Origin of the sequence: Idiomarina aquatica (assembly GCF_004362895.1) — a bacterium.
Lineage (GTDB): Bacteria > Pseudomonadota > Gammaproteobacteria > Enterobacterales > Alteromonadaceae > Idiomarina.
Map to the genome: position 1 here is coordinate 159,377 of NZ_SNXI01000003.1, position 25,891 is coordinate 185,267.

Annotated in this window: 22 protein-coding genes; 11 read left to right on the forward strand and 11 right to left on the reverse strand. The window is 48.4% G+C overall.

All coding sequences use genetic code 11. The features are described 5' to 3' along the window. Positions 1-24: 24 nt before the first annotated feature. From DEU29_RS04020 to DEU29_RS04030, 3 genes are all read left to right on the forward strand, one after another. Positions 25-1,713 (forward strand): EAL domain-containing protein, encoded by a 1,689-nt coding sequence (locus DEU29_RS04020; RefSeq protein WP_133538965.1) that lies wholly within the window; start codon positions 25-27, stop codon positions 1,711-1,713. Further along, positions 1,695-3,920, forward strand: a complete 2,226-nt coding sequence (locus DEU29_RS04025) for a bifunctional diguanylate cyclase/phosphodiesterase (protein WP_133538966.1) — start codon at positions 1,695-1,697, stop codon at positions 3,918-3,920. The genes DEU29_RS04020 and DEU29_RS04025 overlap by 19 nt, the downstream gene beginning before the upstream one ends. 70 nt (positions 3,921-3,990) lie before the next feature. Continuing rightward, positions 3,991-4,311 carry an ArsR/SmtB family transcription factor gene (locus DEU29_RS04030; protein ID WP_133539007.1) on the forward strand — a complete coding sequence of 107 codons (321 nt, stop codon included), beginning with the start codon at positions 3,991-3,993 and terminating at the stop codon, positions 4,309-4,311. 147 nt (positions 4,312-4,458) lie between these two features. On the opposite strand, the gene DEU29_RS04035 is transcribed toward DEU29_RS04030, so the two are convergent. Both DEU29_RS04035 and DEU29_RS04040 read right to left on the reverse strand, forming a co-directional pair. Further along, a complete protein-coding gene (locus tag DEU29_RS04035) occupies positions 4,459-5,034 on the reverse strand; it encodes a gamma-glutamylcyclotransferase (protein ID WP_133538967.1) in 576 nt (191 codons plus the stop codon). 25 nt (positions 5,035-5,059) lie between these two features. Then, positions 5,060-6,625, reverse strand: a complete 1,566-nt coding sequence (locus DEU29_RS04040) for a methyl-accepting chemotaxis protein (RefSeq protein ID WP_243734467.1) — start codon at positions 6,623-6,625, stop codon at positions 5,060-5,062. Positions 6,626-6,787: 162 nt separating this feature from the next. Between DEU29_RS04040 and DEU29_RS04045 the strand changes: the two genes are divergently transcribed. The 5 genes from DEU29_RS04045 to yghU are packed head-to-tail and all read left to right on the forward strand — an operon-like array spanning position 6,788 to position 11,506. Beyond that, positions 6,788-7,282: a DUF962 domain-containing protein gene (locus DEU29_RS04045; RefSeq protein ID WP_133538969.1), complete on the forward strand. Its 495-nt coding sequence runs from the start codon at positions 6,788-6,790 to the stop codon at positions 7,280-7,282. Further along, positions 7,279-8,544, forward strand: a complete 1,266-nt coding sequence (locus tag DEU29_RS04050; RefSeq protein ID WP_133538970.1) for a mechanosensitive ion channel family protein — start codon at positions 7,279-7,281, stop codon at positions 8,542-8,544. Before DEU29_RS04045 ends, DEU29_RS04050 begins: the two co-directional genes overlap by 4 nt. Positions 8,545-8,584: 40 nt before the next feature. Further along, complete coding sequence (locus DEU29_RS04055) at positions 8,585-9,403, forward strand: alpha/beta hydrolase (RefSeq protein WP_133538971.1); 819 nt, start codon at positions 8,585-8,587, stop codon at positions 9,401-9,403. After that, complete coding sequence (gene kynU, locus DEU29_RS04060) at positions 9,399-10,640, forward strand: kynureninase (protein ID WP_133539008.1); 1,242 nt, start codon at positions 9,399-9,401, stop codon at positions 10,638-10,640. The genes DEU29_RS04055 and kynU overlap by 5 nt, the downstream gene beginning before the upstream one ends. Before the next feature lie 26 nt (positions 10,641-10,666). After that, positions 10,667-11,506: a glutathione-dependent disulfide-bond oxidoreductase gene (gene yghU, locus DEU29_RS04065; RefSeq protein WP_133538972.1), complete on the forward strand. Its 840-nt coding sequence runs from the start codon at positions 10,667-10,669 to the stop codon at positions 11,504-11,506. Here yghU and DEU29_RS04070 read toward each other — a convergent pair. From DEU29_RS04070 to DEU29_RS04080, 3 genes are all read right to left on the reverse strand, one after another. Continuing rightward, positions 11,503-12,255, reverse strand: a complete 753-nt coding sequence (locus DEU29_RS04070) for a sulfite exporter TauE/SafE family protein (RefSeq protein WP_133538973.1) — start codon at positions 12,253-12,255, stop codon at positions 11,503-11,505. The two genes, yghU and DEU29_RS04070, sit on opposite strands and share 4 nt — an antisense overlap. A 188-nt stretch (positions 12,256-12,443) precedes the next feature. After that, on the reverse strand, positions 12,444-13,073 hold the full coding sequence (locus tag DEU29_RS04075; protein ID WP_133538974.1) for a peroxiredoxin: 630 nt from the start codon (positions 13,071-13,073) through the stop codon (positions 12,444-12,446). A 42-nt stretch (positions 13,074-13,115) separates the two neighbouring features. After that, positions 13,116-14,012 carry an MBL fold metallo-hydrolase gene (locus tag DEU29_RS04080; RefSeq protein ID WP_133538975.1) on the reverse strand — a complete coding sequence of 299 codons (897 nt, stop codon included), beginning with the start codon at positions 14,010-14,012 and terminating at the stop codon, positions 13,116-13,118. A gap of 270 nt (positions 14,013-14,282) precedes the next feature. Here DEU29_RS04080 and DEU29_RS04085 point away from each other — a divergent pair, with 270 nt between their 5' ends. Together DEU29_RS04085 and DEU29_RS04090 are read left to right on the forward strand one after the other, a co-directional pair. Further along, positions 14,283-15,176 (forward strand): MBL fold metallo-hydrolase, encoded by an 894-nt coding sequence (locus DEU29_RS04085; protein ID WP_133538976.1) that lies wholly within the window; start codon positions 14,283-14,285, stop codon positions 15,174-15,176. 13 nt (positions 15,177-15,189) lie between these two features. Beyond that, entirely contained in the window at positions 15,190-16,932 is a 1,743-nt protein-coding gene (locus DEU29_RS04090; RefSeq protein ID WP_133538977.1) for a bifunctional protein tyrosine phosphatase family protein/NAD(P)/FAD-dependent oxidoreductase, read from the forward strand. A 53-nt stretch (positions 16,933-16,985) separates the two neighbouring features. Here DEU29_RS04090 and DEU29_RS04095 read toward each other — a convergent pair whose 3' ends face one another. The 5 genes from DEU29_RS04095 to DEU29_RS04115 are packed head-to-tail and all read right to left on the reverse strand — an operon-like array spanning position 16,986 to position 23,308. Next, the gene (locus tag DEU29_RS04095) at positions 16,986-18,623 is read right to left on the reverse strand and encodes an amino acid ABC transporter ATP-binding/permease protein (RefSeq protein WP_133538978.1); all 1,638 of its coding nucleotides are present in this window, start codon (positions 18,621-18,623) and stop codon (positions 16,986-16,988) included. Then, complete coding sequence (locus DEU29_RS04100) at positions 18,620-20,278, reverse strand: ABC transporter ATP-binding protein/permease (protein WP_133538979.1); 1,659 nt, start codon at positions 20,276-20,278, stop codon at positions 18,620-18,622. The genes DEU29_RS04095 and DEU29_RS04100 overlap by 4 nt, the downstream gene beginning before the upstream one ends. A 31-nt stretch (positions 20,279-20,309) precedes the next feature. Continuing rightward, positions 20,310-21,317: a cytochrome d ubiquinol oxidase subunit II gene (cydB, locus tag DEU29_RS04105; protein WP_133538980.1), complete on the reverse strand. Its 1,008-nt coding sequence runs from the start codon at positions 21,315-21,317 to the stop codon at positions 20,310-20,312. 11 nt (positions 21,318-21,328) lie between these two features. Beyond that, a complete protein-coding gene (locus DEU29_RS04110) occupies positions 21,329-22,711 on the reverse strand; it encodes a cytochrome ubiquinol oxidase subunit I (RefSeq protein WP_133538981.1) in 1,383 nt (460 codons plus the stop codon). A gap of 48 nt (positions 22,712-22,759) precedes the next feature. Then, positions 22,760-23,308 (reverse strand): Tll0287-like domain-containing protein, encoded by a 549-nt coding sequence (locus DEU29_RS04115; RefSeq protein WP_133538982.1) that lies wholly within the window; start codon positions 23,306-23,308, stop codon positions 22,760-22,762. Positions 23,309-23,452: 144 nt separating this feature from the next. Between DEU29_RS04115 and DEU29_RS04120 the strand changes: the two genes are divergently transcribed. Beyond that, the gene (locus DEU29_RS04120) at positions 23,453-24,391 is read left to right on the forward strand and encodes an HDOD domain-containing protein (RefSeq protein WP_166635873.1); all 939 of its coding nucleotides are present in this window, start codon (positions 23,453-23,455) and stop codon (positions 24,389-24,391) included. A 20-nt stretch (positions 24,392-24,411) separates the two neighbouring features. On the opposite strand, the gene DEU29_RS04125 is transcribed toward DEU29_RS04120, so the two are convergent. Further along, positions 24,412-25,800 carry a YdgA family protein gene (locus tag DEU29_RS04125; RefSeq protein WP_133538984.1) on the reverse strand — a complete coding sequence of 463 codons (1,389 nt, stop codon included), beginning with the start codon at positions 25,798-25,800 and terminating at the stop codon, positions 24,412-24,414. Positions 25,801-25,891: the final 91 nt, after the last annotated feature.

The window sequence follows — 25,891 nt, forward strand, 5'->3', positions numbered from 1 at the left end:
AAAAGGTTAGTCTACTTAACAACAATGACCAAACCCAACGATCCATACAGCTTTGCGGCCTGGTGCCGCGAGAGCCTTGTTGACTTTACCAAGTTAAACGCCGAAAAACAGGTGTTTATTGGTTTTGTGTTGGCTATTGTTGTCGCTGCGTGCGTAAAACTTATCGAGACGACAACGGGCTTACCCAGTGTCTACGAACACCTTATTTATGTGCCACTATTTTTTGCCGGGCTATTACTCGGGCCTCGTATTGGCGCCCTCGGCGGATTTGTGTGCGGAGTTGCTTTAAGTCCTCTGTCATTCGCCGATGCCGCATTTGCCGACAGCGAAATTAGTACCGGTTGGCTACTGAGATTATTATTGTTGACCTTAATGCCATTAATTGCCGGTCTTATAGCGAATTCCGTTAAAGACCTGGTGGCATTGGAGAAAAAAGCCAAACATACCTACCAGGGTACTGAGCTACCCAATATGGCAGCCTTTGTTGAGCAACTCAAATCCATAGGTAACGAAGAAGACGCCGATACCAAAGATTTAGTCGACATATTTAACTTTAAGCTGCAAAACATGGAGCGTATCCAGCATCAAATAGGTACTGAACGAACCGAAAAGCTAATGCGCCAGTTAGCAGAACAACTACGCAATATTATCGGTAAGTCAGCTCACATTGGGCAGACCTCTAATAACGAACTAGTTGGTGTGAGTACTGACACGCAGCACTCTCACAAAGAACTCGAACAAAAACTAAAAAAGTTACTCGAACGCCCTATTGTCATTGATGGTGTACCCTATCAACTTGATAGCGCAACCGGTGTTCTGCGCACCAACCGCGGGCAAGTCAAAGAAAAAGCAGAGCAAGTTGTCGAGCAAGCACAACACCACGCGTTCGAAGCCCGTGAACAAAATAAAAACTTTTCGTTTTTAGAGCAGGACGATGCCATAGAATCTATTTCCGACGTGTCGTTCTCACGGCAGCTAACCGAAGCCATCGAAAGCAATGACATCCGCTTATATTACCAGCCAAGGCTAAACGCCAATACCGGCTATTTTTCGGTCTTAGAGGCCATTGTTAAATGGACCGATCCCAAGCGCGGTGATATGACTACCGATGAATTCCGACCTCTCATAGAAGAAGCAGCGTTAACCGAACAATTTACGTCGTGGATGGTGAAAAAAGCCTTTGAAGATATTCGCGAATGGCAAAAGAATAGCTTTGTGGTACGCGTTTCACTGCACATTACCTTAAATGATATCGTCGAGCCCAACGTCCTCAACGCGGTCGCCCGAGAGCTACAGGAATCCAAGTTCCCGCCCCGCGACTTCAGCCTGGAAGTGAGTGAAAAGTCGTTGATGCGAATATCCGATAAAGCAAAACGTTATTTAGAAAAACTACGTGGTATTGGTGTAAACATTATTGCCGATCATTTTGGTGAAGGCGCTTCTACCATACAGTCCTTATTCGTTTTGCCCGTCGATGCCGTGAAGCTCTCAGAAGACTTGGTTAAAAAGGCGACCTCTAACAGCGATAAAAAACGGGCCTTGTCATCCATGGTTAAAATGGCACGTTCGCGCGGCTTAAAAACGATCGCGACAGGGGTAGATGACCGTAGTAAGTTATTACTATTAAAACAAATTGGTTGTGAGGAGTTACAAGGCGCTATTTTGAGTAAAGCACAGCCAAAAGACGAAATACCATGGGCAAGAATACGATGAGCAAGCAGCAAGACAAACCTTGGTACCAACGCTCAACGCTTCGCTCTGTTGCGTTGTATGTTACCTTGATTGTAGCCATGGAAGCTATCATGATTGTCGTGTCCGAATGGGCGAGCCTACCTGATGACGTTACGCTCTGGTTACGCCACGCACAACCGTGGGTGGTAATTGTTTTATCGGTTATTTTTATTGTCATATATGGTCGCTCCTGGCAAAAACACTACCGCCGACCCACTGACTTGCTCAGTGATTACCTGGAGAATAGCCCTACTATTCATTTTGAGTTACGTCGTGAGAACGATAATTTTCGAGTGCATTGGGTTAGCAAGAATGCAGAAAAGCTTTTAGGTTATTCTGTCGATGAAATTAAAGCGTCAAACTGGTGGTTCAATCATTTACATCCGGCGGACCGCAATACGGTAGTTAAAAAAGCAATTCGCGGCGTCGAAGAACCTGAATTTCTTTACGAATACCGCTTTCAACATGCCGATGGGCATTACATCTGGATCCGCGATCAAATCCGTCAGGACGACGACTCCGGCAAGCGCATAAAAGGCTCCTGGCTAAATATTTCGACGGAATTTAATTCCCCTGCCGACTCTCCCAATACTGAGATCAGCCAACATTTTATGATTGGCCAGGCGGAGTTAGATAACGAAAGACGCGTCAGCCACATTGATAAACATTTTGAGAAAATCATCGGCCTGAGTAACGACGAAGTCAAAGGTACACGGCTGGAGGATATTCTCACCCCAGTTCATTCACAGAAAAGTGCCACATTTGAGCCCGGCGAAACCCTAGCTGTTGTGGGCCGACGCAAGGATTTCACACGTTTTAAAGCACAACTTATTGTAAAACAGTGTGACAAAACCGACCGCTTAATTGCCTGTCTGGCCGACCTCTCTCATATCGAGCAACAATATCACCAGCTTGTGCAAGAGGCTTATCACGACGAAACAACGGGCTTACCCAACCTTCGTAACTTACATGAGAGCTTTAATGAGTTGATCAACAGCTTACCTGATGATCGCCTTGCCGCATTGGTCACCATTAACATCAACCAGTTTTATCAGCTTACCAAGCGCTATGGTGGGCTAGTTGGCGCTCAGGCATTGCAACGCATAGCCCGCCGCTTAAAAGAGGCCTTGCCTTTTGGCAGTAAACTTTACTCCGCCGGTAACGACGAGTTTATTGTGTTGATTAATAACATCACTGAATACATTGATGTTCAGGTTATTAGCGATAAGTTACTCTCAGTTTTCGAGCAAAAATTAGTTATTAATCACGATGCACAGTTTCACCTAACCTGCAGCGCAGGTGCCAGTATCTATCCACTGGATGGTTATGATAGTGAGCAACTGGTCACTCAGTCCAGAGCGGCTATGTTAGCCGCTCGCCATGGTCACGCCAGTAATGCAGTCATTTTTCAGCAGGATGTCGAGCAGCCGTCACATACACAATTGCAATTGGCCGAGGATATTCAGTCAGCCTTACAAAAACAACAACTCGAAATGTTTTACCAGCCTATCCTGGACGATCAGCGCCGCGTTGTCGCCGCCGAAGCGCTGTTGCGCTGGCATCATCCAGAGTTCGGTTTATTGAGTGCCGGTGAGTTCCTGCGCCATGCGGAGCATGGCAACGCCTTAACTGAAATCGGTTTTTGGGTATTGTCATCGGTATGCAACCAATTAGCGCAATGGCAAGATGACAATTCGCCCATCAAACGGGTGTCCATAAATTTATCAACTTCACAGCTGTCCAGCCAGTTGAGCAGTGAGTTTGCGCGTCAACTAGCCGATAATCCCGAGTTACAAGGTGGATTGGCGATAGAGGTGTCAGAAGGCGCGCTTAATGAAGCTGATGAGGCCATCAACGGCACCATTCAGCAGTTATCACAACTCGGTATCGCAGTAATTATTGACGACTTTGGTACCGGCTTTTCTAGTTTAAACTATTTAGCCGATTACCCCATTGATACCGTAAAAATCGATCGTAGCTTAGTTCGAAGCCTGACCGATAATGAACGCACGCAACGCATTGTGGCGGCAATGATTAAAATTGCAAAAGAAGCCGGTGTCGAGGTTATCGCCGAAGGTATCGAGAATGAAAAGCAATTGGAACTGATACTGCAACTTGGCTGTCAGAAGTGGCAGGGTCATTTAATTCATCCCGCAAAACCTGTCGGTGAACTAATTAACCTCGACTAATATCCCCTGTTAAGTACAACATTTGTTATTATTAATGGGAACGATTCTAACTTAAGAGATAATAGTGACTATGAACCCGGAAGTGATGAGAGCCTCATCCGCTCAGGCGGCGCGAGTGATGCAACTGTTGTCGCACCCTGACCGGTTATTAATTTTATGCTTACTTAGCGAAGGTGAGTTTACTGTAGGTGAAATCGAGCAACGACTCGAGTTACACCAGCCGATGTTGTCGCAACATTTAAACCGCTTGCGTCAACAAAACCTGGTCAGCACGCGACGTGAAGGTAAATACATTCATTATCAGCTAGCTGACGAGCGTACGGAAAAAATAATGAATCTTCTATACAGTTTATACTGTCACAACGCAAAATCAGTTGAGACATCAGTATGACCACAGATAGCAACGATCGCGATAGAGACCGCATTTATCAAGTGTCCACTAATCGCGGTCGCTCGTCACACAAGCTGCGCTATGTCGAGGCATCGGCCCCGGCTGACGGCGACTGCCGCATGTGCATAGGTTCAATTGCTGACCAACCTAAGGCTCGTCCTGTAACATCGGTTCAAGATGACGACGAATCGCCTCGACGTGAGGATCAGTGACCCCGAGTTCGGCCAACCCATCCGACAGCTTTAGCAAGTACTCGGTATTTTTACCGCTGGGTCCTACTGAATCAGCTATATGTTTTGCGATATCAGCCTCGTCAGCTTCACCTAAGAACGCTGCATTATCCTCTGTAGCGATGTAAACCAAGCCCTCAGCCTGAGTTCCGTCAGTAAATGTCATTGGGGTAAAAAAGCGCAAGTAGCCGTTTTTCTCGCGATGATCCAGGTGCTCAAAGACGTCCGGACTAACCCGGTAGGCCATGCCTGTGCAACGCTCGCCGGGAGTTTTTATTAATGTCAGCACTCTGCCTGGCTGTTCCGGTGTGCCACGGTGGTCATGCGAGCCTTGCCAAAAGCGACGACTCCAACCCTCTATAGAAGCAGGTTGGCGTTCAAGGTATGGAAAATCTACCTTATAGATTAGTGACCCGTAGCCAAACAGCCAAACGGACTCATGCTGACTTAAATCCTGACGTTGTTTATTGATCGCGGTGGTGTCATGCGGCATACAGCTTTCTCGCTTGTTGGCATCGTTATGCAGGCCTATAGCCTACCCGAAAACCTCCCCAATGTTTACCCTCCACATAAATCGGAACGGAAAGGTCGTGCATGACTTCACCTGTGTCACGTTTATAAGTCTGCAATAGCAATTTCTGCGTATGAGCACCACAGCGGCTACCCGTTGGGTCATCAAAAATACGACGTGAACGATTACCCACTAAGTCTTGCTCATAATCACCGGTTAAAGGCTGATTAAAACGATCATTGTGGCGCGCAACATAGCCATTGGGATCCGTGGTAATCGCATAGATAAGATCACTATTCTGACCGAGCACTGGCTCTTGAATGGGCGGTAGGTGTTGTGCCAGATATGCCGTATATGCGGTTTCATACTTTGCCGGAGAGACGCCCTCGACTGGCTGATAATTGCGATCAAATAGCTGCTCGCGGGTTAATTCATTGCGCGCCAGCGCATTCTCAAAACAAACTGCAATTTGATCAGCAGCCGCACGTGCAAGACGGAATATTTCACCATGTTCGGTACCATCATTTTCGTCAACCAGTAGCCCAAATAGTTGCTCTGACTGCTGCTCTAATTGTTTTGCCTGCTTTTCTACTTGTCCCAGCTGTTGCTTGCGTGTACTGAGGTCGTTTAACGCATGTAGCACATTATCAGCGTTCGCTTGCATCAATTCACGGTTATTGGTCGATAAACTAGCCATCGTTGCTACTTTTTCACTGGCATCTGATGACTGCTCCGCGAGCTGCTGTAGTTGCTCCGACAACTGTTCACTACTAGCCGCCTGCACGCTAATATCCTCGGCTAATTGTCGAATACTTGTTACCGCCGCCGACGTACGTGTACGAATACTACCAACCAGTTCAGATACTTCTACAGTGGCTGTGCCCGTTCGTCCCGCGAGCGTTCTTACCTCGTCGGCAACCACCGCAAATCCGCGTCCATGTTCTCCCGCTCGAGCCGACTCAATTGATGCATTTAATGCCAGCAGATTGGTTTGTTCTGCAATGCTTTCAATCACATCCGTAACCTTGGCAATTTTATCAGCGGTTTGTTGCAGCTCGTCCAGCGTAGCCGCAGCTTCGCGATTTTGTTCCACGATCTTCCTAATACCATTTGCTAATTGCTGCATAGACAACTTGCCACGTTCGCTAATGGTCTTGGTTTGCTCCGTGGTAGCAGCAACCGAATCCGTCGCCAGGTTAATTTGTTCTGCCTGCTGTTGCGCTTGATTAGCAGACGCTGCCGACTCATCTAATCGCTCATTGACCGCACTAATCACTTTTACCAGGTCACTAATTGCAAAACTCAGCTCAGCGGTAGCAATCGCGTTAGAACCGGAGTTTTCAGTGACGTAACGTAAGGTGTCATCGAGCGGCTGTGTATCCTGAGCAGACGCAGCCGACGTCTGTATTTGTTGTTGCCGACGCAGTAGTACAAACATCGAGCTCAGTAATAACGCCATTAACATCGCGTTTATGAACATCATTAAAACTGATTCCTGAAACAGAAGTGGCAACAACACCAACCCAACAGCACTGGCAACGGCTACTATCCAAACCAAATAGCGCGTACTCAATGGTCTAACTCCTCAACGCTAAAATTGTCTACTTGGCTATGATTCGCGCAAAAAACATACAAAGTAAACCCGACGATAGTCGTAATAGCCGTATTAATTGACACACGACAAAGGACATTGCACTCTTTACACAATTAACTCTAGCTGCGGACGGAGCAAGCCATGAGCAACAAAACCGTTGCTGAACATTTAGCCCAATACGGCGATTACCATCGTGACCGCCGTAATATCATGACCCACTTAGTCGGCATACCGATGATCGTTATCGCCATTTTGACGTTACTCAGCCGTCCCGAGTTCTCGGTGGCCTATCTATTGCTGACGCCGGCCAATATTGTGGTTTTTGCCGCTGTCATTTTCTATATTCGGCTAGACATTAAGCTCGGTCTGTTGATGACTGTGCTGCTGTGGCTCTGCCTAAGTCTGGGCCGTGACATTGCTGCGATGAGTACCCTAGCCTGGCTCAGCTGGGGAATCGGCTTATTCATTGTTGGCTGGACTTTTCAGTTTATCGGGCATTATTACGAAGGCCGTAAACCGGCATTTGTCGACGACATTATCGGTTTAGCGATTGGCCCGCTATTTGTCGTTGCTGAGGTAGTATTTATGCTGGGACTTCGTCCGGAACTGAAGCGTCAAGTTGAGCAACAGCGATGAATTACCCTCAGTGGTTTACAGACTGGGCTGACCAACAGCCCTGGGCCTACACAATGGCTGCCCTGGCTATCCTGATTATTGCGGTTTGGCTATCGCAGTTTATTACTAAGCACATCCTGCTGCGCGGGGTCAGCAAACTGCTGTCGCGTACCGAACTAGGCAGTGACCCAAGTGTCGGCTTAAAAATTATTGTTGGGCGCTTGGCACAAGTTGTTCCGGCCTTGATATTGTCAGCCGGTATCGCCTATGTCCCCGAGTTGCCCGAGTGGGTCGTTACCGTTATCCGTAACGTTGCCATAGCCTATATTGCATTAACTGTGGCTCGTGCCTTTAGCGCCGCGATGAGTAGCGTTAATGAAATCTACATGCGCCGCCCCGGATCTTATTTAAAGCCAATAAAAGGCTATTTGCAGATTGCCCAGATTATTGTTTATCTGATAGCTGCCATTCTGATCATTGCCGCGTTAATTGATAAGTCACCAGTCATTTTACTGTCCGGTATCGGTGCTATGGGTGCGGTAACACTGTTGGTCTTTCAGGATACTATTCTATCTTTTGTTGCCAGCATTCAGCTGTCATCAAACGATATGATCCGCGTCGGTGACTGGATTGAAATGCCCCAGGTTAATGCCGACGGTGAAGTTATTGATATGGCGCTACACACCGTACGCGTTCAGAACTGGGATAAAACCATTACCTCCATCCCCACTAAGCGTCTGATATCTGACTCTTTTAAAAACTGGCGCGGCATGCAAGATGCGGGTGGCCGCCGTATAAAACGCTCGCTGTTTATCGATCAAACCAGTATCGATTTTCTCAACCAGGATAAACTCAACGAATTAAGCAAACTGGCGCTATTAAAAGACTACGTCAATACCAAACAATGTGAGATTAACGACTGGAACCGTGAGCTTGTCAGTCAGGGCAAAGACGCCATGAATGGTCGCCACATGACCAATATTGGTACCTTTAGAGCCTATGTTCAGAACTACCTGATCCATCACCCTAAAGTTCATCAGGGCATGACCCTGATGGTGCGCCAACTAAGCCCTACGCCACAGGGCCTGCCGCTGGAAATCTATTGTTTTACCAATGATATTCGGTGGGAATATTATGAAGGCATCCAGGCTGATATTTTTGACCACTTGTATGCCATTTTACCGCGTTTTGGCCTGGCTGTGTTCCAGGAGCCCAGCGGCATTGACATCCGGAACTCTGTTGCGAAGTTAGCAAGTCTTAGCGTTGAGCCTGGCAAAGGTTAGTTGTATAGTTCCACGACTCTTTGTGGTAACAGGCGCATTCATGACAACTATCAAGTGGTACACTTTTTTTATTACCTTTGCGTTATTACTGATACCGTCAGCCGCGGCTGACCAAAATGTCAGTTTTAGCGCAGTGCTTGATCAACCTTTTAACGAGCCATCCGGTCAGCTTGTTTATGGCCATGACGAGAACCAAAAAGTCATGCACTGGACCGCCGCTGATGCCAAAGCTGACATTGTCTTTATTCATGGTGGCTGCTGGTTGTCTGCTTACGATATAAAGCACACTTACGCGATGAGTAGCGCGCTTAATGAGGCCGGCTATTCAGTTTATTCAATCGAATATCGCCGCACCGGCGATACTGGCGGCGGCTGGCCGACCACCTATAACGATATTCAACGCGGTTTTTCTGAAGTTTTAACGCACCGGACTTCAAAGCGCCCGCTTGTCGTTATGGGTCATTCTGCCGGTGGACATTTGGGCTTATTATTAGCAAGCAGTGAAGACTTTAAGCAGCAAATCGATGGGGTTATCGGCCTGGCTGCGATAACCGATATTAATGCCTATGCGCAAGGCAAGAACAGTTGTGAACGTGTTACCGCTGATTTTATGGGTGGCACACCACAGCAACGTGCCGACGCTTACCGGGATGCGAATCCCGTCAACTACTCGGCTCACAGCAATACCACCTTATTACAAGGCGATGCTGATCGCATTGTGGCGCCATCCTACGCTGCAAAGTTACCTCGGGCTGCGGTAAAAGTCGTACCCGAAGCAGGACACTTTGACTGGGTTCATCCCAATACCAAAGCCTTTACTACCTTGCTGGACACCCTGGAGCAGTTAACTAATGATTAAGCTCGACGAAATTAAAACGTTAGACAAGCAAGATCCGTTGCACTCTTATCGTGATCAATTTTCGTTACCCAAAAATACCATTTACCTTGATGGTAATTCACTAGGCGCCTTACCGACGCGCGTAAAGCAGCGCGTCAAAGCGGTTACCGAACAACAGTGGGGTGAAGACTTAATCAGTAGCTGGAATACCCATGACTGGGTCAGCTTACCGCAACAAGTCGGTAATAAGATTGCACCCGTCATTGGTGCCAACCCAGGCGACGTGATTTGCTGCGATTCTATTTCGGTTAATTTATTTAAATTACTGAGCGCTGCCGTGCAGTTTAATACCAGCAGGCAGCGCAATAAAATTATTTCCAGCAGTGATAACTTCCCCACAGACCTATACATTGCTCAAGGCCTGCAGGGCTTGCTGGGTAGCGAGAAGTGTCACTTCGTTGATGTTGAAGAGGAACAGTTACTGAGTCAAATCGACGACTCGGTTGCCATTGTATTGGTAACAGAAGTTAACTTTCGCAGCGGTAAACGACTCGACATTGCTGCACTAACGCGCAAGGCACACCAACACGGTGCATTAATTATTGTCGATTTAGCCCACAGCGCCGGTGTTATGCCGATACACCTAAACGACTGGCAAGTGGATATGGCTGTTGGCTGCACTTATAAATACCTGAATGGCGGACCGGGAGCTCCAGCCTTTGTTTACGTCAACCGGGCTCTGCAAGGCCGGCTGCAACAACCTATCGCTGGTTGGTTTGGTCACCGTTCACCGTTCGAATTCAGTCCCCACTATGTAGCCGATACCGGAATCAAGCAGTTTCTGGCCGGTACGCCATCTGTTATTTCTATGGCCGCAGTCGATGCTGCATTAGAACTGTTTGCCGATCTGGATCTACAATCGGTGCGTACTAAGTCGTTACAATTAGGGTCATTGTTTGACGAGCTCATTGAGCAACACGGCTTACAGGATAAGTTACAGCGCCTGTCACCGACAGAACCAGAGCAGCGTGGCAGTCAATTGAGCTATGCTTTTGATTACGCCTACGAGTTATGCCAGGCACTCATTGACCGTGGGGTGATTGCTGATTTTCGCGCGCCAAATTATATTCGCTTTGGTTTTGCACCACTTTATAACAGTTTTGAAGATATCTGGCATGCGGTGCAGGCGATTAATGACGTGATTGCTTCAGAAGCTTATAAAGAGCCGCGCTGGTCAAAGCGTCAGGCAGTAACCTAACGAATTAATCTAAAGTGGAGGTTTTAATGTCAACTAACGAATACCAGCCCCCAAAAGTTTGGACATGGGATCAAGAAAGCGGTGGTAAGTTCGCTAACATTAACCGACCGGTTGCCGGCGCAACCCATGATAAATCATTACCCGCAGGCGAACACCCTCACCAACTGTATTCGTTAGCAACGCCAAACGGCCAAAAGGTCACGATACTGTTTGAAGAGCTGCTGGAAAAAGGCATTGCTGCTGCCGAATATGACGCCTACAGTGTGGATATTACTGAGGGGGAGCAATTCAGTAGTGGCTTTGTCGAGATTAATCCTAATTCTAAGATCCCCGCCTTACTGGACGTTTCAAAAACTCCCGCAACACGCGTGTTTGAGTCAGGTTCAATACTGCTTTATCTGGCCGAAAAATTTGACGCCTTTATCCCCAACGAACCCGGCAAGCGTACCGAGTGTTTAAACTGGTTATTCTGGCAAATGGGAAGTGCGCCAATGCTAGGGGGTGGATTTGGGCATTTTTATGCCTACGCACCAGAGAAGCTGGAATATCCGATTAACCGTTACACTATGGAAGTTAAGCGACAACTAGACGTACTTGACCGGCAGCTCGCTAAACACGACTTTATCGCCGGCGACGAATACACCATTGCCGATATGGCCATCTTCCCATGGTACGGCGCTTTGGTACTGAACGAAGTTTATGACGCGGCTGAATTTTTACAGGCACATGAGTACAAAAATGTTATTGCCTGGGCCAACCGCATCAATGAACGCCCGGCGGTTAAACGTGGTCGCCGCGTAAACAAAGTGTGGGGCGATGAGAGCGAACAGTTGCGCGAACGCCACTCAGCTGCAGACTTTGATTAAATAACGGACTTGGCGATAACAAAGATGCCCATAGCCACCAGGAAAACTGCAAAGCCTTTTTGCAGTTTTTCTTTTGGCAATGAACGACCCAGTTTAGAGCCGAATACACTACCTAAAACACCACCAGCAATCATCAAACCAATAATAAACCAGTCAAACTGAACATCCTGAGCAGCCATCACCGCATAATATTTGAAGAACCCTGCGATCGACTTAATGACTATGATCAGTAGGCTGGTACCAATCGCTACCGGCATTGACAAGCCGGCGAGTAGTACTAATGCAGGAACAATTAAAAAGCCACCGCCAACACCCACAAAACCCGTGATAATACCGACAATTAATCCCTCTAAGGTGACCTTGGCATAATTCATTTGCGGCTGCTGCTCAACAGGCTTAGGCTTGCTGCGCCACATCAACACCGCCGCCGCAATCATCAATAGTGAGAACACCAATAACTGCCAGCGACTATCAACTATCGTACCCAACCAAGCGCCGCCATAGGTGCCGATCATTCCCGGAATACCAAACACCCAGAAGTGCTTCCAGCTAACCGTTTTGCGGCGAATATAAGAAATAGAACCAAACAAGCTGATACCCGCCACAATCAACAGCGATGATGCAATGGATACATCTGCAGGCATCTCGACCAAATACATCAACACCGGCACCGTCAATATCGAACCGCCCGAGCCAAATAGCCCTAATGACAGACCAATGATCACAGCCCCTAAAATGGCGAGTAACATAAATTACCTCATATTCCTTAATTGAATATCGTTATAACTATTTTAATTTATTTATTCGTTAATTGAAAGCATAAAAAAGGGCCACACCAGCTATATACCGGCGCAGCCCTATACCGCGAGCATCGCGAGCCTAAACCGGCCGCAGGCCCCAAACCGCGAGCACAGCGAGCCTAAACCGGCCGCAGGCCCTATTTAATATCAGTCAAGCGCAAGTATGGGCGCAGTGTTTCCCAGCCTTGTGGAAATTTAACTTTAGCATCATCATCCGAAACACTTGGACGAATGATCACAGGCTTCCCGGGCTCCCAATCTGCCGGGCAGGCAACTTCCTGGCTATCGGTTGTCTGCAGCGCATCGATTACCCGCAGGATTTCTGCAAAGTTACGACCCACGGTCATTGGGTAAGTCATGGTCAGACGAATTTTCATATCCGGATCGATGATGTATACCGAGCGAATCGCTGCGTTGTCGTCTTCATCCGGGTGAATCATGTCGTACAGTTCTGCCACTTTCTTGTCTTTGTCCGCGACGATAGGGAACTCAAGCACGGTGTTCTGTGTTTCGTTAACGTCCTTGATCCAGCCAAGGTGCTCTTCAACTGTATCCGTCGACAGGCCTAAAGGCTTAACGTTACGCTTTGCAAACTCAGGTGCCAACTGTGCAGTACGGCCCATTTCAGTGGTACACACCGGGGTGTAGTCCGCAGGATGGCTGAAGAAAAATGTCCATGAACCTTTCGCCCACTCATGAAAATCAATCGTGCCGGTAGTCGTTTCGATTTTAAAGTTTGGTGCGATAGTACCAATACGTAAACTCATAATAATTTCCTCTTGTATTGTATCAATGTATTTAATCAGTGATTAAAATTTATTGGCTGGAATCTTGAAGTAATGTTCTCCATCATTCTCAGCCGGTGGTAATTGCCCTGCGCGTAAATTAACTTGCAGTGCGTGTAACATTCTGTCCGGTAATGCCAATGTCGCATCACGTTCATCGCGAACCGAGCGGTACTGCTGCTCGCTCACATCACCTGACAGGTGAACATTGCTTTGCTTGTGTTGCGCCACGGTGGCTTCCCATTGCGCTTCACGGCCACCTTTGCCGTAATCATGTCCGACAAATAGACGGGTTTCGTCTGGCAGGCTCAAAATCCGTTGCAACGAGTCCCACAAATCTTTCGAAGAGCCGCCCGGGAAGTCAGCCCGCGAGGTACCGCTGTCCGGATACATAAAGGTATCGTGGACAAATGCCGCATCACCGATAACATAGGTAATAGAGCCTAATGTGTGACCCGGTGAGAGCCAGACATCTACCTCAAGCTCACCAATTTTGAACTTGTCACCTTCTTTAAACAGATGGTCAAAATCTTTTGTCGGATCGAACAAGCCCGGTACGTTGTAGTAGTCACTCCAAAGCTTGGCAATTTCGCAAGCCTTCTCGCCAATAGCGTTAGGAGCGCCGGTTTTTTCTTTCAAATACGCTGACGCCATTAAGTGGTCAGCATGCGGGTGAGTGTCTAAAACCCATTGGATGCTTAGGTCGTTATCCTTAGCAAGTTGTAAAACCTCGTCAGCGCTCTCGTACGAACATTTGGCACTGCGTGGATCGAAATTCTGCACCACATCAATTAAAGCCGCTTTTTTAGTTTTGGGATCAGCGACAATATATTGCACTGACCCGGTATCTGCCTCGTAAATTCCCCAGACGTCCGGAGACTGAGGGCCTATTGAAGGGCTTTTGCGAATAATGCTTGTCATAATGTAAGCCTCCTGGCAGTTGACTGCCGTTTGCAATCGCTTAATTGGTTATAAGCATATAACAAAATGTTTCTTACGCAAGTGATAGAACCCTTTCGTTGGTCGATTACCATAATCGATTTTTGCGATGAAATAATTCGTTCTAATAGACTGTTTAGTTATAGCGTATTGCTATTTGATCCGGATCTATTTTAGGAGTAAGGTTACCTCAAGTTATATGCTTATTGCTTTTAGATATATAAAGAAAATGTATTTTATGAGGTATTCACCATGTCAGTAGCCGTAACAAACACGAGTAGTATTGAACCGGTCGTCACGCATTTTTTCGACGAACCCACTAATACCTATAGCTACGTAGTGCAGGATCCGCAATCAAAGCATTGTGCCATTATCGACTCAGTACTCGATTTTGATTATGCTGCCGGCCGCACTAACACCGAGTCGGCCGAGGCTATTTTAGCCTTTATTAAAGAGCATGATTTAACCGTAGATTGGATTTTAGAAACCCACGTACACGCCGACCATTTATCAGCAGCGCCTTATTTGCAACAACAGACCGGAGCTAAACTAGGCATCGGCGAGCATATCAAAACGGTACAAGACACCTTTGGCAAAGCATTTAATGCCGGTACCGAATTTGCCCGTGACGGTAGCCAGTTTGATCAACTGTTTGCCGATGGCGATACATTTAATATTGGCAACATCGAAGCCCGGGTATTACACACCCCAGGGCACACGCCGGCGTGTTTAACCTATGTGATGGGTAATGCAGCCTTTGTTGGCGACACCTTGTTTATGCCGGACTTTGGCACAGCCCGTTGCGACTTCCCCGGCGGCGATGCCCGCACACTGTACCGCTCTATTCAAAAGGTATTCGCATTGCCTGATGATACCCGCTTGTTTATGTGTCACGACTATAAAGCACCTGATCGCGAGGACTATGCGTTCGAAACAACCGTGGCAGAAGAAAAGCAAAATAACATTCACGTTGGCGGTGGCAAAACCGAAGATGAGTTTGTAAAAATGCGTACCGAACGCGACGCGACACTGGCAATGCCGCGGCTAATCCTACCCTCGGTACAGGTCAATATGCGCGCAGGAGAAATGCCTGCGCCCGAGGGTAATGGCCAGCGCTACCTTAAAATTCCACTTAATTTATTCTAACCGGGGTCTTGCTATGGAACGTCGTAAACTCAGCCCGTTTATCAGTGTTTCGCCACAGATCTCTGTCGAAGATGTTGGTGTCGCAGCCTCACTCGGGTTCAAAACTATTGTCTGTAACCGTCCTGACAACGAGGGTGAAGACCAGGTCAACGCCGATAAAATTCAACAAGCTGCAGAAAAAAATGGGTTAGCATTTGAACACTTACCGGTGGTTTCCGGCAATATCACCGATGACGATGTCAGCGCCTTTACTAAGCTCATGGCAACCGTTAAAGGCCCGGTACTGGCTTATTGCCGCACTGGCACCCGTTCATGCACATTGTGGGCGTTAGCAGAAGCCGCCCATTTGGCGCCACAAACCTTGTTGGATACTGCACAACAAGCCGGCTATGACCTATCCGGTCAGCAGTCACGACTGCAACAACGTTTTGATCAAAGCGCAGCAGCAAACGCTTCCGCCGCCCCACAATCAGTCAGTAAACACACTGTTGTTATTGTTGGCGGTGGTGCGGGTGGCCAGGCTACCGCAGCCAGTATTTTAAAACGCCAGCCGCAAACCGATATTGCCATTGTCGAGCCAGCCGAAGCGCACTATTACCAACCGGGGTGGACATTAGTCGGTGGGGGCGTCTTTGAACGTGAACAAACGAAAAAACGAATGCGCGATATCATGCCCAAAGCGGCAACATGGTATCAAACGGCGGTTAGTCAGTTTTTGCCCGAGCAACAGCGCATTGTGCTTGAAAACGGCGACCAACTTGCATACCAATGCCTGGTCGTCGCCACGGGACTCAAATTAGACTGGGAGGCCATTCCGGGGTTAAAAGAGAGTCTGGGCCAGCACGGCGTCACTTCAAATTATCGCTTTGACCTGGCGCCTTATACCTGGAAATTAGTGCAGGCAACCCGCAAGGGCAAGGCTATTTTTACGCAACCACCCATGCCGATTAAGTGCGCTGGTGCGCCACAAAAGGCCATGTATTTGTCTTGTGATGAATGGCAACGCAATGAACTTCTAAAAGACATTAACGTTGAGTTTTGTACCGCTGGCGCCGCCCTTTTTGGGGTCAAAGAGTATGTCCCGGCGTTACAAAAATACGTTGATCGTTATGGCATTGAGTTGCAGTTTCAACACAATTTGATTGCTGTAGACGGACCCCAGCAAAAAGCAACTTTTGCAGTCACGGATAGCAACGGTGAAACCACGCAGGTTGAAAAATCCTTCGACATGCTACACGTGTGCCCGCCGCAAGTCGCACCTGATGTTATTGCCAGCAGTCCGTTAGCCGATAGCAACGGATGGGTTGACGTTAGTGCCGAAACCTTGCAACACAAGCATTTTGGCAACGTTTATGCGGTTGGTGATGTAGCTAACGCGCCTAACGCCAAAACCGCCGCTGCAGTGCGCAAGCAAGCACCTGTTGTAGCAGAGAACGTGTTATCAACGCTAGCCGGCAAAAATGCGATGGCTGTTTACGAAGGCTACGGCTCATGTCCATTAACCGTTGAGCGCGGCAAAATCGTGTTAGCAGAGTTTGGTTATGGTGGTAAGTTGCAACCGACCTTCCCTGCCTGGCTGGTCGATGGCACTAAGCCCTCGCGCATGTCGTGGTTTTTGAAAGAAAAGATGCTGCCCTGGCTGTACTGGGATGTCATGCTTAAAGGTAAGGAATGGCTGGCAAAACCCAAACACCTTAGCCACCGACCCGAACCGCACAGCGCCCCCGACGCTTGTAATTTCGAAGACAAAAAATAACCCTTTCCCAACCTTGTGGCGGCTACTCACTCTCTCCGGTAGCGGCCACTTTTTTAATAAGGTTGTAATTCAATGCGCTTGCCTCCGGGCACATTCGGATATTCCAGTTGTTGCGGTCCTATATGACTGATAATCAGCCAGAGTTTGTCTTTATTAGCGGATACCATGTTTTCCAGCATACGCTTGGCTAGGTCGCGCTCTAAACCGGCAAAGGGTTCATCTAACAGCATAATTGGCCGCCCCTGCAACAGCACCCGCGCCAATGCCAGACGTCTTAATTGACCTCCGGATAAGGTGATACCCCGAGCCCCCAACAGCGAGTCTAACGCCTTGGGCAATGTATTGATAACCACGTCCAGTTCGACAGTTTTCAATACAGACCAGATATCCTCTTCGGACAACGGCCGCTGAGCCGGATTAAGATTTTCCCTGACCGTACCATCAAGAACTTCGGTTTTTTGTGTCAAAAAACTAACCTGAGAAGAAATTTCAGTGCCATTGGATAAGGTTATTTTGCCGCCTGCTGTAGGCAGCCAACCCATGATGGCCTCCGCTAACGAGCTTTTTCCTAGTCCTGACGGCCCCTGTAACCAATGGACTGCGCCGGTTTCAAAACAAGCTGAAACAGGTTTTATTAACAGACGTTGATTGCGCATCACGCTCACCTGGTTCAGGGTTAACGTTGCAGTGTGACTCGCTTTGTGAACCGCCTTACCTTGCGGGCTTACTTGCGAAGACTGCCCATCAGTAAGCAAGCGCCGCGCTGCTGCGAGCGTCTTACCGTAACCACCCCATTGCGATGGCAAATCAGCAGCTAACTCTTGCCATGCTAATGCTGACAGTACCAGCATGATCATCTCGGCTGCGCTTAAATTCCCCGCCTGAAATGTAAGTGAAGACAGTATCACCACAACCATAAAAATAACCTGTGAAAGTAGCTCAACCAGCCATAACGCACGGTGTTGCAGCGCTAACTGTTGGTCATCGAGCTGTTCTTGCCGCTGGGCTTGCTTTAAAAGGCTTTGCTGTTGCGCCGCATAGGCATCCCATGCCACCAGTTCAGTAATCGATTCGGTGAGTGCCATAGCCTGCCGACGCAGCCGTTGGGTGGACTGCAACTGCTGCAGCGCCAGTCGCCGGGTTATTGCCGCCATGCGGCCGCTGACTAACAGCACTAGCGCCATGACTAACACTAGCGCCAGCGCCGCGGCGGGAATATACAAATACCAAAATACCGTTAGTGAAAACGTTGCAGCCACAAATACAATGACCGGCGCAACCAGCCGTAACAGCAGGTTATCCATGGCATCCAGATTGCGGGTAAGGTTTTGTACGCCATCGGCAACACGCAACGACGCTAACTGCGCCATCGCCTGCTGCTTTAACCGTTTAAATAATGCAATGCGCCAGCGTGCCTGCAGCTTTAACACCATGTCGTGGTTTACCAGCCGCTCAATGTATCGACTCAGCGTTCGGGCGATAGCAAAAAAACGAATACCGGCCCCCGGCGTGTAAATATCAAAGGCCGTGTATAAAGCCGCAGCGGTAATAAACCACCCCGACAACGACAACAAACCGATACCAAACAATGCCGTCGCCACAGCCAGAGCTAATCCAACAACTAACTGCAACCGCGCACTCTTCAGTTGTTTCAGCCAGGGTTTTAGCAGCTGCCAGTCTCGCTTTATCATGCCACCACCCTAATCTGTCGCGTTGCGCTAGCGATTAGTGCAGGATCATGGGTTGCCACGATAACCGTATGCCCGCTGGCACAGTATTCCTTCAAACAATGCCGAATCGCTTGTGCGGATATTTCATCAAGATTTTCCGTCGGTTCATCGGCAATCAACACCGCGCGCCTGGACAAAAGGCAACGCGCTAGAGCCAGGCGGCGCTGCTCACCACCCGATAAACCTAACCCACCCTCTGCCAGTTTAGTATCTAAACCGAGCGGCAGATTGGCGACTAATTGATCCAGTTTAACCTGCTCCAACGCCGCCGTAATTTGCGCATCACTATGCTGTTCAAATAAATTCATGTTGGCTCGCAGGCTGCCTGCGCTTAAAAACGGTTGCTGAGCAAAGTAGGCGATGTCAGTGGTCGCTTGCTCAGACCGAGTCAGTTTGCCATTAAACGGCATGAGTCCAATCAGCACCTTTAGCAAGGTTGTTTTGCCACTGCCCGAATTGCCGTTAATCACACATAAATCGCCGCAGGCAATCTCGTTATCTGAAAAATCTATTGGTTTACCGCCAGCGTCATCTGCTTGACTTAGGTTTACTTTTAAACCACGCCACTGGTAAAGCGTATTGGGGCTCGACGTTTTTTGTATTCGTGACTGAGTTGGGGGCTGAGAATAAGATACATCCGCCTTGTTCACTTCACATAGCAAAGTTGCCGCGCCTATGGCAGCCGCGCGATCGTGATAACTTTGTGCAAATTGCCGTAGCGGTGCGAAATATTCCGGCGCCAGTAACAACACCAGCAAACCGCTAAAAAGTGTCAACTGGTCTGCGCCCAGCCAGTCAATGTACCCCAACAACCCGAAGCCGACGTAAAGGGCAACTCCTGCAATCGCAACACTGGAAAAGAACTCCAGCACAGCCGACGATAAGAAAGCGATACGTAGCGTCGACATCGTTGCTTTGCGATAGCCCTCGCCCGCTGCAGCAACATCGTTCACGGCCACGGCGCCCGCGTTAAATAGCTTCAACGTAGTAATATTGCGTAACTTGTCGGTAAAAACCCGGCTTAATGCAAAACTTTGCTGCGCATGTTTTTGGCTGAGCTTTTCAGCCCCGAGCCCAACCAGCGCCATAAAGACCGGAATAATCGGCCCTGAAAACAGTAACAGTACACCGACTACGGTATTGAGATAAAAACATACCAACAGAATAATTGAAGGCGATGCCACCACCAGATACTGCTGCACAAGATAGCGACTGAAGTAGCCTTTTAGCGATTCAATAGGATCTAACTGTAATGCGCCATCAGCCGCAGCAAGAACTTGTCCTGACTGAGCCTTGTGTTGCCAGTCTTGAGTCAATTGGTGACGCGCACGCTGGCTGGCAATAAGTGTCGCACGGCGTAAATACCGCTGCTGCCATAGGGGCACTATAGTCCGCACCAGGCTTGTGGCGGCTAACCCGGCGATTAATAACAGTTGGGATTCAACAGCGTTTCCGTTCACAAATAGCCGTTCGGCTAACAAAGCCAATAGGGCTAACTGGCCAATGACAACGACCGTTTTTAACAGCCCTAATAAAAACGCCCACTGAATGGGGCGTTTTACTGCAGCGGCAAGTTGCCGAAGATAGCTTGAAGCGGACGCAAATGCTGCGTTCATGGATTCTTCCTGGTGATAACCTAGTAAGAGCCTAGTGATAACCCTGGTCGGCTTTAACCTTACCGCGGAACACCCAATAGGTCCAAGCGGTATAAACCAGCACAATAGGGATCACAAACAGTAAACCAATTAATAAAAACAGCTGCGATTCGTGTGCAGAGGCGGCGTCTGCCAGAGTATAGTTTGGCGGTACCACGTACGGCCATTTACTCGCTAACAAGCCCAGATAAGTGAAGACAAACAATGCCATGGTTGCGATAAATGGCGTACCCTCGCGGCGTTGGCTAACCGAACGATAAATCCAAAACGCACTAGCCAGCCCCAAAATAGGCAGTAACCATATCGCTGATATACCATCAAACCAGCGGTCTGCAACAAATGCATCGACAAACGGCGTCCCAATACTGATGGCAAAGAAAATGACCAAAACGGCAGCCAGTAATGGCTTGACCAGCTTATAAGCCCACTCCTGAGTCGAGCCCTCTGACTTCATGATCAACCAGGTAGCACCAAGCAGCGCATAACCTGCCACTAAACCAATGCCCGTCAGTACGGTAAACGGTGTCAGCCAGTCCAGCGCACCACCCACATAACGCATGTTTTCGGTTTCGAAGCCTTGAATGTAAGCACCCACTACCGCGCCCTGTGCAAAGGCTGCCACGGTTGAGCCAATCGCGAATGACCAGTTCCATAAATAGCGGGATGAATGCGCCTTAAAGCGAAACTCAAAGGCAACGCCACGAAATATCAGCCCGGCGAGCAGTAAAAACACGCCAATGTAGAGTGCCGGTAAAAAGATGGAATAGACCAACGGAAAGGCGGCTAACAATCCCGCGCCACCCAGCACCAGCCAGGTCTCGTTACCGTCCCAAACCGGTGCCACTGAATTCATCATAATATCTCGATCATGGTCGCTCGGCGCAAACATAAACAAGATACCCTGACCCAAATCAAAGCCATCCATCAATACATACATAATAACGCCAAAAGCAATGATTCCGGCCCAAATGTAGGTTAAGTCAAAAACAGGTTCACTCATAACGGCCATCCTTAATCAAAACTTGCTTCAGCAGCAGACAGTGGACGTTTAGCACGATGTTTATCATCCTCGTGCTGCTCGGTTCCCTCGGTTCCCGTGCGAATGACTCGCGTAAGGTAATATGCACCAGCAGCGAAAACACAGGCATAAACCAGGAAGTAACCAATCAGTGTAAATAACGCCATCCCGCCAGTTAGAGAAGGCGTCACGCCTTCAGCGTGTGTCATTTGTCCGTATACCAAATAGGGGGCTCTCCCCACTTCAGTAACGAACCAACCTGACAGCACCGCAATAAACGGGCTTAGGGTCATTAACCTGAGTGTCTGTAAGTACCAACGCTTGTGCATATAGGCGCGATTACGACGCAGGAACAAGCCGATAACCGACACCAGCACCATCAGTAGCCCCATCGCGACCATCACCCTGAACGACCAAAACACAATGGGGACATTAGGCTGTAGTTCCGGTGGTTTTTCTTTTACGCCGGGCAGTTCCCCGTCCCAGTCATGAGTTAAAATAAAGCTTGCCAGCTTAGGAATGCCTACCTCGAAGTGGTTGGTTTGCTGTTCCTGGTCCGGAATCGCGAACAACAACAGCGGCGCTCCTTTGCGGGTATCCCAGTTACCCTCCATCGCTGCTACTTTAGTCGGCTGGTGTTCCAGCGTATTCAAACCATGCAAGTCGCCAATAAATACTTGCAGCGGCGTTAAGAACAACAGCAACCACAACGTCATCGATAAAGCTTTGCGATGCAGTTCAGTATCGCGCTTTTGAATCAGGAACCAGGCACTGACACCGGCAACAACGAACCCGCCAGTAAGGAACGAAGCCATTCCCATATGCGCAAAGCGATACCAAAATGATTCATTGAAAATAGCTGTCGACCAGTCGACCACGTGATAAATACCATCACGAATTTCGACGCCGGCCGGCGTCTGCATCCAACTGTTGGCGGACAAAATCCAGAACGAGGAAATAAAGGTTCCGATCGATACCATCAATGCAGCAAAAAAGTGAACGCCATTAGGCACTTTACCGCGTCCAAACAACAGCACACCAAGGAAAGCGGCTTCCAGAAAGAACGCCGTCACCACTTCATAGCTTAATACCGGCCCCAGGAAGTTGGCCGTGGCCAGCGAGAAATTACTCCAGTTGGTGCCGAACTGAAATGACATGACAATACCGGATACAACGCCCATGCCAAAAACCACCGCAAAGACCTGCGTCCAAAAAGCGCCGAGACGCTCCCACTTAGGGTTATTGGTTTTAAACGCGAGTCCGTAAATCAGTGCAATATAGGATGCCAAACCGATGGTGAAAACCGGAAAGATGGCATGGAAGGACACAACAAACGCGAACTGAATTCGCGAGAGTAACAGCGGGTCAAGTTCCATGATAAGAACTCCTCATTTTATGACTCAAATTCAACGTATGCTGAACAATCAGTTTTCGCGCACGACAAAGGCACCGCGGATATCGCCAACCTCAAAACCCGTTGCCTGATCATCCGGGTAACGTGCATTGATCGCCTGCTTCAACTCCGGTTTAACGTTGCTACCATGACAGGCCGCGCACTGCGGTTGCATAACAATCGCCTTCATCCATACCGTTTTGCCGGAATCATCCGTGTAGGTCTGACTTGGCACCTTGTCTTTACTTTTTTGCCATTGTTGCTGAAAGGCTCGCAATACATCTTGTTGCGCTTCAGATGCCGTATTGCCTGGGTTTCGTACTTTTAAAGCAGTACGCCCAACCTGTACATTTAGATCGTCACTAACCGCCTGCGCAATAGCAGGAGCCTGTTCATTACAAACGGCAATAGCGGCAATATGTCCTTCGCTTTGTATCGTGGACATAAGCACTTTTCCCAAACGCTGTTGTAGTTGCTTTGCAGCCTCCGAATAGCTCGGTTCACTAGCGAAAACAAAACTTGATGGTGTTACTATGCTTAAACATGCAATAACTGACAGAATTCGTAACTTAACTGACATGGTTAACTCCTGCTTGGGAATTTTTACCTATGTTATATGCTTATTCGTTTTGGTTCTACATGTTCAGCTGTGTCGTTTTGTCGCAGCGCAATAACAAGTGTAGTTGATACTTTACAATTTTATAGAGTAATAGATGACAAGGTTATGACAGAGCAGCATCCCGACGAAAATTTGCCCAGTGTTGAAGGCGTTGATATTGACGATATTCGCAAGAATATTCAGAAGTTGCCGATGCTGCCGGTGGTCGTATACGAATTAATGAAATACGACCCCAACAGTAAAGATTTTTATGACATTGTGCTTAAGCTGGCTCAGTCCGATCCACCGCTCGCTACTGCTTTGCTAGGTTACGCAAACTCTGCGGCCTTTGCCCAGCATCAGGCCACCCGTATATCCAGTGTTAAAGCAGCACTATCCCGAGTCGGCGCGAAGCGTCTGTTTGAATTACTGTTTGCAAGCTCTGTGACGCGTGTCTTTCTGCCGCACAAGACCGAACACCGGCAGTTGTGGCAGCACTCGCTTCAGGTCGCTCATTTTGCTACCTATCTGGTAGAGCATGCCGAGCATCAGCATGTTGATCCGCAACAAGTGTACATGGCGGGTTTGTTGCATGATGTCGGTCGCTTCGTCATGTTGCAGTTAGCTCCTCATGCCTTGGATAAAACAGACGCGCAAGGCTGGCATACCGCTGTCGAACTAGTCGACGTAGAGAAACAAGTTACCGGTCATACTCATGCCGAAGTCGGTTTAAGTGCCTGCAAAAAGCTCCACTTACCACGTTTGATCAGCATCGCAGTGCAATATCATCACTCGCCTGAAGTATTTGAGAGCCGCTCGCTGTCCCACGAAAATAGACAGTTGCTTGCAGCCATCATGGTCGCCGACGAGCTGAGCTTCTTTTTAGCTGCTGATAGTAAAAATAGTCACCTGCCGCCAGCGGAAATTAAACAACAAATCGCGGAAGACGTGCTTAACGAAACGATTGATACCGAGCTAATCGCGCTAAACAAAATCTGTTATGAACTACCAAAATTATTGCGTAAAGTCAGTGAGGTACAAAGTTCGTTAGGGCTAGGCAGCTAGTGCCCAGCCCCTTATGCGCACTACATCAACGGCAGCTGTTTACCATTTAACATTAACGAGCCCTGTTTTAATTCCACGGCGCTTTGATATTGCTGTTCGTTTTCCACGATAAACCCTTGCTGCAGATAAACCGCGATGACCTGCTCGACTTGCTGCTCAATCATTGCCTGAAACTGCTCTGAATTTACGTCCTGGTTAGGCATTTGCTGCGCAAGCACCGTTTGCAGTTGCAGCCTGAGCGCGTCTTTTACTAACGGTTTAGCAGCTTCGATAGCGCCCTCAGCTAAAATATGCTGCAACCAAAAATCCGTTGTCGGGTTCGCTGGAATAGTCGCAATATCAGCAAACGTCACGTTAGCCTGACCGCTAAACGAGCCTTTGGGTAGGTCTCCCGAAAGCTCAGTGATGCTGAACTCCGGTTTGGCTGCCAATACCTGCTGCTGGTATTGTTCAAACAAGGCCGTTAACTGTTGTTGCATAACTTCCTGCGGCTGACCATAAGTTGAATTTACCAGCTGTTGATACGCTTGCGTAAATTCCTTGTCGATACGGCTAAAGGATACGTTCATAACCAGATTGCTGGCTGTACCGGACGGCAGCTGTGCCGCTTCTACAGCGGTATTAACATTAACACTCAGAGTATCGCCGGTCTCTGCAAGCTCGCTGCCTGCCGTCATCGTAAAGCCCGACAACACCTCTTCACCTGATTGCGTTGCGTTAGCAACCGACAACACAATATCGCTCTCGAGTAACTCACCGTTTAAGGCATCAATTAAACTGCCATTAGCGCTGGTTTGCAGATCAATACCAGTGATCGTAGCAGGATCAGAGGCCTCGCCCATCACCAGGGTTTTATGACTACCGCTGTAACTAAATGCGTCGTTACCGAATGTACCATTACCCCGGTAACCGCTCATTTCGACGATAAAATCACCATCAGCACTGCGGTAGTTAACATCAGCGATTTGGTCGTCATAAGTAGCATTACCGGTTAGTCCCATGGAGCCGGTCAATTGGTAAAGCGCCTGGTCCTCACTCCAATTCAGTGAGGTGCGTTTGTTGTCATCATTAGCTGTTAGCTGCCATGACAATAAGCCCAAGCCACCGTCAAACTGTGTTAACACAGGCCCGTGTTGCAATTCTAACAACATCTCCCCGCTATCCAGCGTCATGACCTCGGTGCTGCCGTCCGGCTGCGGCATAGGCAGCTCCATACTGACTGTTAACACACCGCGTGAACTAAACCAGCTGCGCTCATAAGAGGCAATCTCAACCGTGTAAGCGGGGTTAGCATCAATCGCGTCAGCAATTGCCTTGACCTCGCGTTCTGCATTTTGACCAATAAATGTGGGGGCGATAAGTGCGCCGGCAACAGCGACGCCAATAACTGAGAGAAGAACCTTTTTCATTATAATAATTTGTAATATATTTGTTAACTGGAACACCTAGCTTATCGATAATCACAAAAATAATCCACCTAATCCCAGTCGGAGTACTACT